The 14602-nt window shown below is 44.2% G+C and carries 16 protein-coding genes; 9 read left to right on the forward strand and 7 right to left on the reverse strand.

Annotated features, from left to right (window positions below; all coding sequences use genetic code 11):
- Nucleotides 1-91 precede the first annotated feature (91 nt).
- The 7 genes from ACOBQJ_RS13050 to ACOBQJ_RS13080 all read right to left on the reverse strand — a co-directional run bounded on the left by ACOBQJ_RS13050 (nt 92) and on the right by ACOBQJ_RS13080 (nt 6033).
- The gene (locus tag ACOBQJ_RS13050) at nt 92-1174 is read right to left on the reverse strand and encodes a hypothetical protein (protein WP_421072188.1); all 1083 of its coding nucleotides are present in this window, start codon (nt 1172-1174) and stop codon (nt 92-94) included.
- Nucleotides 1171-2295, reverse strand: a complete 1125-nt coding sequence (locus tag ACOBQJ_RS13055; protein WP_421072189.1) for a DNA cytosine methyltransferase — start codon at nt 2293-2295, stop codon at nt 1171-1173. Before ACOBQJ_RS13055 ends, ACOBQJ_RS13050 begins: the two co-directional genes overlap by 4 nt.
- A gap of 237 nt (nt 2296-2532) precedes the next feature.
- A complete protein-coding gene (locus tag ACOBQJ_RS13060; protein ID WP_421072190.1) occupies nt 2533-2955 on the reverse strand; it encodes a very short patch repair endonuclease in 423 nt (140 codons plus the stop codon).
- A 115-nt stretch (nt 2956-3070) separates the two neighbouring features.
- Complete coding sequence (locus tag ACOBQJ_RS13065; protein WP_421072191.1) at nt 3071-3787, reverse strand: HNH endonuclease; 717 nt, start codon at nt 3785-3787, stop codon at nt 3071-3073.
- A 196-nt stretch (nt 3788-3983) separates the two neighbouring features.
- A complete protein-coding gene (locus ACOBQJ_RS13070; protein ID WP_421072192.1) occupies nt 3984-5051 on the reverse strand; it encodes an HNH endonuclease in 1068 nt (355 codons plus the stop codon).
- Nucleotides 5052-5102: 51 nt separating this feature from the next.
- Nucleotides 5103-5609: an ImmA/IrrE family metallo-endopeptidase gene (locus ACOBQJ_RS13075; RefSeq protein ID WP_421072193.1), complete on the reverse strand. Its 507-nt coding sequence runs from the start codon at nt 5607-5609 to the stop codon at nt 5103-5105.
- Nucleotides 5610-5637: 28 nt separating this feature from the next.
- Nucleotides 5638-6033, reverse strand: a complete 396-nt coding sequence (locus ACOBQJ_RS13080) for a helix-turn-helix domain-containing protein (protein WP_421072194.1) — start codon at nt 6031-6033, stop codon at nt 5638-5640.
- A 136-nt stretch (nt 6034-6169) separates the two neighbouring features.
- Between ACOBQJ_RS13080 and ACOBQJ_RS13085 the strand changes: the two genes are divergently transcribed.
- The 9 genes from ACOBQJ_RS13085 to ACOBQJ_RS13125 all read left to right on the forward strand — a co-directional run bounded on the left by ACOBQJ_RS13085 (nt 6170) and on the right by ACOBQJ_RS13125 (nt 14599).
- Nucleotides 6170-6448 carry a helix-turn-helix transcriptional regulator gene (locus ACOBQJ_RS13085; RefSeq protein WP_421072195.1) on the forward strand — a complete coding sequence of 93 codons (279 nt, stop codon included), beginning with the start codon at nt 6170-6172 and terminating at the stop codon, nt 6446-6448.
- A complete protein-coding gene (locus ACOBQJ_RS13090; protein ID WP_421072196.1) occupies nt 6420-6626 on the forward strand; it encodes a hypothetical protein in 207 nt (68 codons plus the stop codon). Before ACOBQJ_RS13085 ends, ACOBQJ_RS13090 begins: the two co-directional genes overlap by 29 nt.
- A 17-nt stretch (nt 6627-6643) precedes the next feature.
- Complete coding sequence (locus ACOBQJ_RS13095) at nt 6644-7915, forward strand: DEAD/DEAH box helicase (RefSeq protein ID WP_421072265.1); 1272 nt, start codon at nt 6644-6646, stop codon at nt 7913-7915.
- A gap of 33 nt (nt 7916-7948) precedes the next feature.
- Nucleotides 7949-8350, forward strand: a complete 402-nt coding sequence (locus ACOBQJ_RS13100; protein ID WP_421072197.1) for a hypothetical protein — start codon at nt 7949-7951, stop codon at nt 8348-8350.
- Between the two features lie 76 nt (nt 8351-8426).
- On the forward strand, nt 8427-9179 hold the full coding sequence (locus tag ACOBQJ_RS13105; protein WP_421072198.1) for a hypothetical protein: 753 nt from the start codon (nt 8427-8429) through the stop codon (nt 9177-9179).
- Between the two features lie 61 nt (nt 9180-9240).
- Nucleotides 9241-11166, forward strand: coding sequence for a bifunctional 3'-5' exonuclease/DNA polymerase (locus ACOBQJ_RS13110; protein WP_421072199.1), 1926 nt, complete (start codon nt 9241-9243; stop codon nt 11164-11166).
- 3 nt (nt 11167-11169) lie between these two features.
- The gene (locus ACOBQJ_RS13115; RefSeq protein ID WP_421072200.1) at nt 11170-11616 is read left to right on the forward strand and encodes a DUF4406 domain-containing protein; all 447 of its coding nucleotides are present in this window, start codon (nt 11170-11172) and stop codon (nt 11614-11616) included.
- Nucleotides 11591-14137: a DNA primase gene (locus ACOBQJ_RS13120; RefSeq protein WP_421072201.1), complete on the forward strand. Its 2547-nt coding sequence runs from the start codon at nt 11591-11593 to the stop codon at nt 14135-14137. Before ACOBQJ_RS13115 ends, ACOBQJ_RS13120 begins: the two co-directional genes overlap by 26 nt.
- A 177-nt stretch (nt 14138-14314) precedes the next feature.
- On the forward strand, nt 14315-14599 hold the full coding sequence (locus ACOBQJ_RS13125) for a VRR-NUC domain-containing protein (protein ID WP_421072202.1): 285 nt from the start codon (nt 14315-14317) through the stop codon (nt 14597-14599).
- The last annotated feature ends 3 nt before the right edge of the window (nt 14600-14602 follow it).

The following is a 14602-nucleotide window of genomic DNA, read 5'->3' on the forward strand; positions in this document are numbered from 1 at the left end:
AGAAACTATATATCGAGTAAATTATTTTTCAAAACACAGATATTCCCGTGAAATCTCCCGAACCAGGTAATATATTTTTAAAATAGAGAATTTAGTTAGTCATTCTGCCCACTGGTTCCATGAAACAGTCCAAAAACTCTTCCGTAATACCTCTTAGTTTTCTTTTTTGACATAGTGCGTACAATTCCTCGACTGCTGAGTAGGGAAAATATCTGGTATTAAGTGAGGAAAACTGCTCCTTTGTTGTTTCTAAAAGGACTTTTTCCCTGTATTCATCTGCAGCAACAACTACGTATCTCGTTGGAAAAGGCGGAAGTTTATCCTGAAGTGTTTTCATTCTTGATAAACCGCTTGTAACACCTGTACTGTGTTCGATTTCCATAACAGCAGGCATTAACCTGTCGTTTTTAAACCATATGCAATCAATAAGCCGGGCTGCTTTTTGAGCATCTTCAAATGCCATAAGAAGTTTCTCGCTTCCCAGAGAAGATATCACTCCATCCATTTCACCTATTTTTTTATCTTTATAAATTATTCCTTTGTCGTTCTGCGCTACCCATGTTCTAAAATCGAGTTGCTGTCCTATAAGAATCAGTGCAACTTGAATTTGTGCATGCCTTCTCTTTATGTCTATATCAATTTCAGGGGATCCCCAATCTTCAGGCAGAACTAGGGCTTCATAAATAGCTTCATTGCCTGGAATTTCGGAAATAACAATATCCGTTTCTATTTCCTGAATTCTTCCCATTTCATGAGGTTCATCCGGATGCCACATGATGTGTTTGTGTCCATGCTTAATCTCTGTGGATGAATTAATATTTTCTATTCTGCCAGGATAACAGTAATAAAACTGAGCAGTATGGGCCAAAAGGGTTTCAAGTGCGGATCTTGTGTTATAACTAGCTCCCAGTATCCGGTCTATGTTTACCGGATATCCTGGTGTTATTGCATTTGCTACTCTCCAAATCATTTGTGTGGAAATTGATTCTTCTCTTGCATTCAGAAGATTTTCTCCTTTCGAAGGATTGTAGCGTTTTATTATAATCGGCCCTTCAGGATAACAAATATGAACAATATGGATTTTTGTACGGGTTCTGGGATTAATGTAATTATATGCTCTATCCTTTTGCAGGTGCCCTATTGCAGTAACTATATCGCTTGCTGTAATTTTCATGAACATACCTCCAAAAAATCCATTATACTTTTTGCAATGGCCTTGGCTGCAAGGTAGGGGACACCATTTCCCACAGTTTTGAATGCATTTGTAAGGGATATATCTTCTGGGAGGACAAACTCCTTTGGCATTGACTGGATGGCAAGTGCTTCGGCCACAGAAATCCTACGTGCCTTGTACGGATGAATATGCACTTCATTGTTGCCGTATGCTGCTGTAGGGGAATACCGCCAGCGGTGAATACGCTTGAAGGATTTCTTGGAGTCATCTCCCTCGTCTATTGTCTGAAACCTTTTTAGGCCAGACCTTGGCCTAAAAAACTGTCCGGAATTAGGGTGATTATAAACTCCGTTCTTTTTAAACCAGTATTCAACAGTGAGGTTTTCAGGAATACCGATAGGGCAGGGTATTGAGGAATTTTCCTTAAAGGGAGCTAGAGTTGGCCATGGATATGAAAAAATTTCATTTATAGAGAACTGGGCGTACTTTTCCCATGGCATAAATTCATCAGAAGATTGTTCATAGTTATATCCCAAATTTTGCAGCAGGGTTCTGCTAAAACCAATTAGAAGTATTCTCTGCCTGTCTTGCGGTACACCAAATTCAAGCGCGTTGATAAGCTTTTCTTGAGTAATGTAATCGTTAGACTGTATCTTTTGTTTTAGTTCATCATAAAAAGCCCTATGTTTTTTAGTATTCCAGAGCCCTTTAACATTTTCAAAAAGAAAAAAATCCGGTTTGAGCTGACAGATTAAATCAACATATGTTCCAGACAGTTTTCCGTTATCACCATTACGGCCACGGTTTTTACCACCAACTGAAAAATCTGGGCAGGGAGGACCTCCTATAAACCCTGTATATTGTGAATTTTTTTTACACTCCGAAAGCTGGTCATAAAGTCGTCTGATCCATGCAACTTCTGTCAGTTCTGCAATATCTCCTTGATGATATCCATATTCAGGAGGAGTAGTCCCTAGTTTTTCCCTGGAATATTTGTAACACTCCAAAAACGGGAGATGATATTCATTTACAAAGACAATGTTAAAGCCAGCGTTTTCAAAGCCTAGATCTAACAGGCCGGCTCCGGAGAAAAATGAAAATATAGAAGGTTTGTTTGTCATGTTTTTTCTCTCACTTAAAAAATACATTACCATATTACACGAATGACGGTTAGAATCTAAACAGTTACTATTCTACTTATTAATCTCATTTCCTTTGGATAATTATATATTAATATTATTATTTGCGCAAAAATGGAAGGTCCTGGAGAATGAGTATAGTAGTAGTAAGCTTCGTGTTTGCCGAAAAAGATTAAATAAAACTAATTCAACCTAATAAACACCAGAGATATGTATTTACTATAGTTTTCTCAGCTCAATAAATCGTTGTTCAACTAAATCGATATGTTTTTCTATTTCACATTCCCAGATAACTATTACGTTCCAACCCAGTTCTTTTAATTTGGTGGAGTGCTCCTGATCTCTTTGCACATTTCTTTCGAGTTTTTCCTTCCATTTCTCTTGTTGGGTTTTAGGGATTGTACCGTCCCGGCAGTTATCATGCAAATGCCAGAAACAACCATGTACAAAAATAATTGTTTTATACTTTGGCAACACAATATCCGGTTTTCCGGGAAGATTGTGATTATGAAGACGGAACCGGAACCCCATTCTGTGAAGAAGTGAACGAACTTTTATCTCTGGTTTAGTGTTTTTGGAACGTATTTTTGACATCACACTACTGCGTTTTTCTTTTGCCCAAATATCCATTTTAGCTTTCACCTGTCATTCAGCATCAATATTGCATATCTTTTTTATTTCTTAAACTATAAGATCCACTTCTTTATTAATATTTCTTACAGAAAAGCAATCGTAAATTTAGCGGTAAGTACCTTCCTCATATTTTTATTAAGTCCTTTATTTCACTAACACGAAGCCAAGGCCTTCTCCTATGTAACATGCGATGACAATTGGAACATACCAATGCAAGATCCTTGACCTTTGTTTTTTCTGTCCCTACGTATTCGGAAACAGGGATAGTATGATGACATTCAATGAATCCTTTCCCCAAATCACCATATATTACATAGTAATCAAAACCACATATGGAGCATTTTAGCTCTACATTTTTTAAGGCTATTGCTTTTGCTTGTGAGACTAATTTTCTGTTTCTTTCACGGATTCTATGTTTCCGATACAGTATCTTCCCTTCAGGAAATTCACTCTCTTCATCATCATCAATATCTTCATGAATTTCATTATTGGATGACTTCATACTGTCAACAATTACAGAGGCAACCCTATGAAGATAGCCTTGTCTATACGCAAATTCATTCCAAATCTCTTTCTCTAGTTGACCGCCCCTTTGGAGCCCAACACCATGATAATCGGGATCATATCTCAAGAAGTTACAGAGCTTCATATAAACGCCGTTTGGATTGCGGAACTTTTCAGTAATAGGTCTTTCTGTATGAATAGGTAATGTATTCAAAATGTCACTTAGCTTTTTTACCTCATCATGCGCTGGACTTATATGAGATGGATTGTGTCGAAAGTAAAGATCTAGGGCTAATATTAATTCATCCCTTTTCCAAGAAGGATTTCTTATTGCCAAACCAATTGCCTCCTTTTCCTATAAAGGTTAATACCATATAACCTTGGTTACCAATCCTGTCAGTATTCTAAAGGATTTTATGTTAATTCCTCCGAAACAAGCTAAGTCAGGTAAATTTAGTATGTTGAGCTTATGCCCTTATTTATTTGGAATGGCCCCCCCTTTATCACAGCAATATTTTCATTTTTCATTTAATTCAGTTGCGATTATTTATTAATATTGATAGTTGTTCTAGGTTTATAAATGGTTTTCTGTGAATCATACGGTGACAATTGGCACATAGAAGGTTAATATCTTCAACTTTTGTTTCCGCTCCTTCTCTCATTTCCGACACCTTTTTCTTGTGATGCCCTTCTATAAAATCATTTCCTCTGGGACCATATACAATAAAATAATCGAAACCACATGCTTCACAGAATAACCTACCACCATTAATTTTTGCAAATGTGTCTTTTGCTTTTTTAATTACCCTGGGATCACGTTCAATTATTCTATGCATTCTAAAAGCAATTTTCCCTTCGGGATAACCAATATCTTCTTCTCCTTCATCGTCAAAACTAATAGCTAAATGATTGAAAACAAAGTGATTAAGGTCAATTCCGTTCTGTATAAAAAATTCACCTGTCGGCACAGGAAAGACTTTTTTAAATTCTACTTTTAATGCTTTCCGGAATCGAATGCTTTGTAATACGATATTTTTATCTTTCTGATCCTCAAATCGATATTCAGCAGGAAAAACTTTATTGTTAAATAAAATCTTAATAGATCTTGCTTTACCTCGTCCAACGTAAAGTGGGGATCCTGGAGGATTGAAAACATTATGAAACTCTTTATCAATTCTAACGCCATCTGTATACTGAGATTTGCCGACTAACTTGAAGAGTTTTTTTGCATCGGGCGAAGGTGTAAAAAGGTCAAGCATACTATTGGGTTGAATTTCGGGTGTAGAGGTTAAACGTTTTAGTGCCGTTGTAATTGGTGCATAGAGTTTATCATTTTTATCAGCCAGGAAATCAATAGACTCATCAAGAGACATACCTTTAAAGATACCCTTGTGTTCATCTGTTAAACCAACAAAGCTTAGAATTCCAAAAGATTGCCATCCTCTACTATACTCAGGGTCTAGTCCAAGAATGTTATCGTCAAGCCAGCGCCGTGATTTGCCATTAAATAGATACTCATAAATTACTTTATCGCGTAGGGGTTCTTGGTAACTCAAATATTCTCTATCTCTAGGATTAAATTTAAGTTCAGGAAAATTCAATGTGTCTATACCTCCTCTGTAATACCAAAAATTATACATAAAACTGTTATCTTATTTCCTCCCTAAATAACTCGACCTCGGTACATACGGAATGTTAAGCTTATAGCCCTGCCCGTTCAAAATGGATCCCTTTATAACAGCCAATTCCTCATGGACGTTCAATTCTGAGGCAATTTGTGCATAGGTGTATTGCCTCTCAGCAAAAGCTAAAAAATCCGCGTCAGAAATGAGCAGCTGGGCGGCAAACAAGTTAGCTTCACATTCGTATTTATCGTTCATGTTATAAATACAGTAATCCTTCATAAGGCCGAGTTTTGCCTGTCTGCGGTGCAGGCGGTCGTGCCCGAGCTCATGTGAACAGGTAATGATTTGTTCGATCTCATCCAAACGGGAGTTTATGGCAATAAACCTGTTGCGGTATATGCAGTTGTAAAACCCTTTGAGATGTTTAAAATCCCCCCACTTAACCATTATGTTAAGGTGAGCGGAAATCTTATAGGGGTTTCTTGTTTTAAAATAACGCACAAGTGCATTAGCTTCTTTGATTATTTTTTCCACACTTCACCTGTCCTGCTTAGTAAAGTTGTTATTTCAAGCGGCTGTACTTTTTATTTTTATGCTTGGCATCAAAGTACATTTCGGCGACTAAACGGAAAAACTCATCTCTATCCTCCTCGGGCAGTTCACCCCCGGCAAAAAGGACTTGGACATCCTGCAGCACATCTTTAGCCTGCCTGGCGCCGGTGTAGCCGTACTGATCTCCAGCACTTTGAATAAAGGCTCCATCCTGGCCAATAAGTGAATCAACTGACACATGGAACACTTCGGAAATTTTCTGAAGTGTTTCCGGTTTTTTGGGGAAGCGGTCATTAGATTCATAATAACCTAAAACACGATCTGAAACACCAATCAAATTCCCCAGCTCGACCCGGGTCATGCCCGCGTCTTCCCGCATTTTTCTGAGTCTATCTCCGAACAACATATTCGAACACCTCCGGGATAATAGTACAACAAGTTGTTCTGATTCGTCAATATATATCGAACAAAAAGTTCCGTTGACGGGGAATAAAATATTCACTAGAATAAGAATGGAACGAAATATTCAGAGGTGGTAAAACATGAAAAACGTCAAATTTAAAGAGCTGAGACAAAGGGGAGGGTACACTCAGGCTGCGCTGGGACGGGTTTTCGGCATAACGCCTGATTACGTCAATATCATCGAAAACGGGCGCCAGACTCCGGGGTTTGTCCTGGCCAAGCGTATTGCAGATTTTTTTGGAGTGACTGTAGACGAGCTATTTTTTTGCGAACCAAAAGAACAAAATGTTCAGAAAAGTGCTGCGGATTGCATGTATGGGAGGTGTTGTTATGCAGCTAAATTCGGCAGCTGTGAATAAACACAAGCCAGCTGCAAAAATAAAGATGCCGATTAAGGCTAAACCATACAGGCACCAGATTGAAGCCTTTAATTATGTCTGCGAGATGTTTGGCCTCGTCATGGGAGGTGATCCAAATGAACATTTCCAGAAGTCGAGGAACAGCTTTACTTATGGAAATGGGTTAATAAAAGCATAGGTAAAACCATCACAACTATAGCAGTCGCCGGAGCTCTGTATCAGTCAGGGAGCATTAGGCGAGTCTTAATCGTAGCTCCGCTTTCTATCCTGGGTGTCTGGGAAGAAGAATTTGAGAAATTTGCAGCCTTCGATTATGACCTGGTGGTTCTGACCGGCAGCACTGCAAAGAAAACTGGCATGCTGCGCAATATACAGGGTCCATATCTGCAGGTGGCCGTGGTCAATTACGAATCCGCCTGGCGGATGGAGAAAGATTTGCTGTCTTGGGATGCAGACCTGGTCATCGCAGATGAAGGCCATAAGATTAAAACGCACAACATAGCGGCAGCCAAGACCATGCACAAGCTCGGAGCAAAGGCCCGGTACAGGATGCTTCTCACGGGAACGGTCATCACCAACAAAGCAATAGATGTTTTCAGTCAATACAAGTTTGTAAATCCGGAGATTTTCGGCAAGAGCTTCTATGCCTTCCGCAACCGGTACTTTGACATGGTCGGTTATGGCAACCATACTCCGGTGCTGAAGAAGTCGATGGAAAAAGAAATGACCGAAAAACTGCATAGCATTGCTTTCAGAGCTACTAAAGCGGAGTGCCTAGACCTGCCGGAAATGACCGATGTTATCCGCCGTGTACAACTTGAACCGGCAGCTTTGAAGCTATACCGGGGTCTGGTTATAAACAGTTATGCTGAGCTGGGTAGGGGTGAAGTGACTGTAACCAACATCCTGACACGGATGCTTCGGCTATCACAACTTACCGGCGGCTTCCTTGGTGATGACGAAGGTGGCACGGTACACAAGGTTAGTGAGGCCAAGCTGGCTGTCCTGGAGGACATCATTGACGAGATCCTGCAGGAAGGTAAAAAACTGGTCATTATCGCCAGGTTCATTCCTGAGATAAAAGCGATCTGCCGCCTGTTGAATAAAAAGAACATTATATTCTCGCTGGTCAAGGGTGGTGTCAAAGACAGGGACGAGCAGGTATCACAGTTTCAAACCAATCCGGTTGTGCTGGTCTTTGTCGGGCAGATAGCCACAGCCGGGCTTGGCATAACTTTGACCGTAGCATCAACAATGGTGTTCTATTCGCTGGATTACAGCATGAGCAACTTCGAGCAGACCCGGGCGCGGATCCACCGCGCAGGGCAGAAATACCCCTGCACTTATTTGTATCTTATAGCCAAAGACACGATCGATGAAAAGGTGCTGGAGGCCCTAAGAAATAAAGCCAACCTGGCCAAAGCCCTGATTGACGACTACCGTAGCGGCAATAACCCGTTTGCGTGACAAGGAGGTGAGAAAACAATAAGAACTGAGAGGATGTTTGAACTGGCCGACAAGCTTAAAACGCTGCGTGACGCCAAAAAAGACGCTGAGCAGAGAGTCAAGGAACTAAACACTGAGATCGAAGAGGTCGATTACGAACTTTCAGAAATGATGGCAAACTCTGAAACTCAGAATTTTACCCGATGCGGCACCATGTTCTGCCTGACTACGACAACAAGAGCATCGGCGGCTGCGGGCAAGAAGGACGAACTCTATGATGCCCTAAAGCAGATCGGCTTTGGCGATCTGGTCTATGAAACGGTGAATGCCAACAGCCTGTCCGCCTTTGTCAGAGAACAAATCACCGAGAACAATGATAAATTGCCTGATTGGCTGGATGGACTGGTTAATGTTTTTGACAAAACAACAGTGGGAGTCCGCAAAACGGCCAAGTAGGGCACACAAATTACGAAGAACAACGATGCGAAGAGCAACGATAAATATATAAATCAATTAACGGAGGTAAAAACACATGGCAAAAAAGACCGGAATAGCAACTATCAATGAAAATAAGGGCTTTCTGCAGCTGGCAGACTTTAACATGATAAATGCCATAGCCGAGGAACTGGACGGCTTGGACGGAGGCTTTGAAAGAATTAAAATACCATCCGCCGGCAGCACTGTTTTTGAGGTTCCTGGTGAAGATCCCGGTGAACCCGACGCGGCCAAAGAGTTCTCAGCGGTCATTCTCTACCATCATCCCATTTATGCCTACTACCAGAACAAGTACACCGGTGGCAGCAACCCGCCAGATTGCGGCAGCTTTGACGGCATAACCGGCGTGGGCAATCCAGGAGGTAATTGCAGTAAGTGTCCATATAACCAGTTCGGGTCTGGTGATAACGGCAGCAAGGCCTGCAAGAACCGCCGCAGGATTTATGTGCTGCGCGAGGGTGAAATTTTTCCGTTGCTGCTGTCCCTGCCGACCGGTTCCCTGAAGGAATTCTCACGGTACATTAAACGCCTTCTTTCAAAGGGCAAAAAGTCTAATGCAGTAGTGACCCGCTTCTCATTAAAGAAGGCTGTCAACAGCAGCGGCATAGCTTTCTCGCAGGCCCAATTTGCCGTTGACCGCTGCCTGACCAGCGATGAGTATGCTCTGATCAATACTCTCTGTGAACAGGTTAAGGTTTACAGCCACCGCATTGGTTATGATGCTGAACCTGTAGATGTTGAGGTTGCCGCAGAGCCGGAATATGGCGAGGCAGTCGAACCATTAGTTTGAAACACAGCCGCAGGTCGGGCGGACAAGCTCCGCTCGGCCCATCGCGGCGGATGGAGCAGATATGAAATATAAAAGTGTAACAACCATAAAAGAAATTAAAGAATACCTGGGTAGTGCGAAAGTAGTAGCATTCGACTTTGAAACTTCGCCGTTGGATAAATACCGTGATGAGGATAAGGCGGCTTTGGATCCTCATAAAGCGATAATTGTAGGCGTCAGCTTTTCTGCAGCAGAAGGTACAGCCATTTATGTACCGATATCACATCGTACTGGTGAGAATGTCAAAGAACCGAAGGAACTAATGGTTTACTTGAAAACGGCTGTTTTTCAGAATCCCAAGGTAATAAAGGTTGCACATAATTTAAGCTTTGAGGCCATGTTCCTCTATGCCAAAGGAATTGTTGTGCAGCCTCCGGTCTACGACACCATCGCGGCGGCACAGCTGACGCTCAAAAGCAAGTGGGAGTATCGCAGCTTGTCCGATAGCGGCTTGAAACTGCTGGCTGCCTCGCTGTTCGGCGCGGAAATGCCGGATTTCCAAACGGTGACAAACGGTCGTCACTTCGATGAGCTGGATCCACAGAACGAGGAAACCATCCACTACGCTTGCGCTGACGCGGATTATACGCTGCGTCTTTATCACCGGTTCAACGGCTGGTTTGATTGCTACCTTTCCAGACACCGCTTTATCGTAGAGAATATTGAATCGCCGACTGCGGTGTATGTTGGGATGATGAAATATAACGGGCTTTTGGTAGATAAAGACCTGATGCTCGCCAAGCAGGCGGAGGCCGAGAAAAAGCTGAAAAATCTGCGCTCGGAAATCAACGCCATGACCGGCGGCGTAAATATTGGTGCAAATGCTTCTACATCTGCCTTCAAGAAATATCTTTACAACGATCTCGGTTTGCCGGTTTTGAAAACCACAGAAAAATATCAGGAAGCTGCGGACGATCAGGCACTTATACTGCTGCGCGATTGGTGCTATGAAAATAAACCGGAGCTCGTGCAGCTTTTTAACCTTGTGCAGGAATACCGTAAGTGGGGTAAGCTCAAAAGCACCTATATTGACGGTTACCTCGAGCATATCAATTCAGCCACCGGTAGGATCCACCCTGACATGTTTCCTCTGGGAACAGAGACAGGGAGGTTTGCATCCCGGAATCCAAATTGTCAAAATATCCCGAGGCCAGATAGTGATGCCATCGGGGTGAGAAACTTTTTTCTAGCCCCGGCCGGCAAGGTGATATTATCACTGGACTTGTCCCAGATTGAGCTGCGTGTTGGCGCTTTCTTCTGCCGCGATGAAAAGATGTTGGAAACCTACCGCAGCGGTGGCGACATCCATGCCCAGACCACATCAGTCATCTATCGGATCCCGTTTTCACAGGCCAGGGACAAGAATGCTAAGCAATATAAGGAGCGCCGGGTTATTGCCAAAAACTGCAACTTTGGTGTGTTTTATGGACTATTTCCAAGAGGTCTGCAGCGGACGCTCAAGTTCAAGGCCGGGCTCAACACCCCGCTTTCGGAGTGTGCGAAAATCATCACCAATCTCAAGGCCGGTTATCCCGGTTTATCTCATTGGCAGGGCGAGGTGAAAGCCCACGCCGCCAATACCTGCTTTGCGGAAACGTGGCTTGGCAGGCGCAGGTACTTAATTGGCATGCTCTCCGAGGATTGGGGAAAACACTCCTTTGCCGAGCGTTGTGCGCTCAATACTCCGATTCAGGGTACAGCAGCGGACATACTGAAGCTTGCCATCGGGCGCATCGTTGAAGGGCTTTCCAAGCGCTTATGGTTAAAGCCGCTACTGCAGGTGCATGACGAGCTGAATTTTGAACTGCCGGTGGACAAGCTGCAAGAGGCAGTGAATTTCATCAAGACCTGCATGGAAGCACAACCCTTCCCCGAATTTGACGTGCCGATTATTGCGGAGGCGGCGGTGGGCACCAGATTCGGCAGCTTAAAGGAAATGGAGGTGTAGGCATTGGCTGTAAACAAGTTTAATTCCGAGGGCTATTACGACCCGACGCCATTTGAAGCACTAAGTAATATAGAGCGCGAAGCCAAAAAGAATCCTTTTCGACCTCTGGTTTTTGTCTGCTCTCCCTATGCCGGTGACATTGTAAAGAACACCGAAAACGCGCGGCGTTACAGCAGATATGTAGTGAAGCAAAACTGCATCCCGCTTGCACCGCACCTGCTTTTCCCGCAATTCCTCGACGATACTAACCAACAGGAACGCGACCTCGGTATATTCTTTGGCATGGTGCTTATGAGCAAATGTGCCGGGCTATGGGTGTTTGGCGGCAGAATTACCGCTGGTATGGCGGTAGAAATCGAAAAAGCTGTGCAGCGGGGCATTCCAATTCGATACTTCAATGATCGATGTGAGGAGGTGCAGCCCTTTGGGGTACCCGAAGGAACTTACTGAGCGCAGGCAATGGGTATGTTGGCGTTTGATTCCCGACAAGGCCGGCAGCAAGGATAAAAAGGTACCCTTCAATCCAAACACGGGTAAGCCAGCCTCCTCCAATAAGGCTGAAACCTGGACGGACTATGCGACCGCCGTTGATGCGGTAAAGCGCTATGGCTTTACCGGACTGGGCTTTATGTTCAGCAAAAAGGATGGTGTAGTCGGCGTTGACATTGATGACTGCTATGACCAGGCAAGCGGCAGCTTCAACGAAACGGCTGCGGCTATTATCTCCAGGCAGCCTACCTACGCGGAATTTTCTCCCTCCGGGAAAGGGGTGCATCTGTTTTTCAAGGGCAGCTTGCCGGAAGGCGGCAATAAGAACACCACGACGGGTGTGGAAATGTATGACAGTGTTCGCTATTTTACCATGACCGGCAAGAAGCTGGACGGTGCGCTTGATACGATCTCGGAAGATAGCGGTACGCTCAGGTGGATACACGAAACCTTCATCCGGACTCCCAAAAAGGCGAAGAAAAAAGGAAAGCCCAATAAAAAAGCGGCATTAGAGCCGCTCTCCGATGAAGAACTACTCGAAAAGGCAAAAAGCTCCGGCAGCGGCGAGAATTTCACCTTGCTGTGGGAGGGCAGGTGGCAGGACAGTTTTGCAAGCCAGTCTGAAGCGGATTTATCGCTTTGCTGTAAGCTGGCCTTCTGGTCGGGCAAGGACAGGGAGCAGATGGACAGGCTCTTTCGGCAGTCGGCTTTGTTTCGTGAGAAATGGGATGAAAAGCACCATGCCAGCGGCGCGACCTACGGCGAGGAAACCCTGAACAAAGCTTTAGAAGCCACAGATACCGTATATAGTTCTGCAGGCGCCCCGGCGATCTTCGAACATGAGGGTAGATATTTTCGTACCAAGGGCGATAATATCTATCCGATTACCAACTTCCTTTTTAAGCCGGTGGAGATGATTGTGTCAGAGGAAGAAACACAGCTCACGGCCGACCTCATAACCGTGCGCGGTGAAACCCTTCGCCAGACCTTTATGACCACAGATTTCTCTAACCAGCAGAAATTCAAGGGTATTCTCAACCGCCGCACCATTGCACTCAGCTATCTCGGCTCGGAGGGCGATCTTGAATTACTCAAAGGCTATATCTCCGAACTGGAGTGGCAGGTGAAAACCGGTGTCAAGGCGCTCGGGATCTATGAGCACGGTGGCAGGTTGGTTTTTGTATCTTCGAAAGGGGCCATTGAAGCTGGCGGGACTTTGGTTGAGGATATCGTCCAGCTTGAGAAGTACCGCAGCATCAGCAGTACAATTTTGTCCTGCGGCTCGCTCAAAAAGGAGCAGCTTCAAAAGCTCGGAGAGTGGCTTATGACATACAACGAGCCTGCAAAAGCAGTATCAATTCTCGCCTGGACAGCGGGATGTTTTATTAAGACGCATTTACGCAAAGAGGGCATCAAGTTTCCGCATTTGTTTCTCATCGGTGAGGCGGGAAGCGGAAAGTCCAATACATTAGAGCGGGTCATCCTCCCTATATTTTCGAGAACCAAGGTAACGGCTGCTGCGCAGGTGACAGCTTTTACCCTGATGAAGGAATCGGCATCTTCGAACATTATACCCCAGCCGATGGACGAGTTTAAACCATCTAAAATAGACAAGACGAAGCTGAATGCCCTGTATAACCATTTCCGTGATACCTATGACGGGCATGAAGGTATTCGGGGACGAGCAGACCAAACGGCAGTGACCTATGAACTTTTAGCGCCGCTCATTGTGGCAGGGGAGGAATCGGCGGATGAAGCGGCAGTACGCGAGCGAAGTATTGAACTTCTGTTTTCCAAAAAAGATCTGAAACCGGTAGATTGTCGTAAGGCTTTCAATCTACTGTGCGCCAATGAGGATCTGCTTGGCTGCTTTGGACGGAGTCTTTTGGACACAGTTCTGCAAACACAGCCCGCTGAAGTTCATAAGTGGTATGAGGAAGGATACGCTGGCTTTGCCAAAGAACTGCCGTCTAGGATCGTCAACAATCTAGCCTGCTGTTACGCAGGACTTTGTCTGGTTGAAAAACTGTGCATCTCTCTCGGGCTGACATGGGCAGAGGTATTCCCGTATAACCGTGATCCCTGCAAAAATTACCTCGAGTTTGCTGCACAGGAGTACCTGCTTGACGGGGGTACAAACAACAAGAGCATTGTCGAGCTGACATTTGAAATTATGTCCCGGATGGGACTTGATCCTAAAAGCGAGTACAACATCAGTGCCGATGGAAAGGTCCTAAGCCTATGGATGAACCATGTTTACGACCGTTATACCAAATACCGAAAGGATTATGCGATATGCGGTGAGGTTCTATCCTACGCACAGTTTAAAAAGCAGCTTATGCATTCCGACTTCTTTCTGGAAAGCAATGTCCCAAAGAGATTCGGCAGCGATATTCACAAAGCCTGGACGATAGATTACGCGATTCTAAAGGCGCGGTGCGATGTTTCCGGTTTTGAGATCACAGAAATAGACCCTCTATAAATGTAACTTTTTTTATGATGTAACCTCTATAACCTCTATATTAGAGCTACGCGGAAAAAGTATATTTTTTTCATACGTGTGCGCGCGTGTGTATATGTGTAAAAATATGTGAACCTATAGAAATGGCGGTTTCGAGGTTACATTGCGTGTTTAGGTTACAAAACAAGGTGGGCCAATATGGCAGAGAAAGAAATCACAAACGCAATCCTGCATTACCTTAAGACTGTGCCAACCTGCTTTGCCTGGAAAACCCATGGTGGTATTTACGGCACAGCCGGCATCCCCGACATCATCTGCTGCATTGGCGGCAGGTTCGTCGCCTTTGAGGTGAAGACTCCATCGGGGAAACTGACAAAGCTGCAAGAAATAACGATACAAAGAATACGAAAAGCAAAGGGCCAAGCCTACAAAGTTTCAAGCGTCAAGGAGGTTAAAACAATACTTGAACGTTTGGAGGATTAGCCT

This window comes from Pelotomaculum propionicicum (assembly GCF_048984525.1).
Classification (GTDB): Bacteria; Bacillota; Desulfotomaculia; order Desulfotomaculales; family Pelotomaculaceae; genus Syntrophopropionicum; species Syntrophopropionicum propionicicum_A.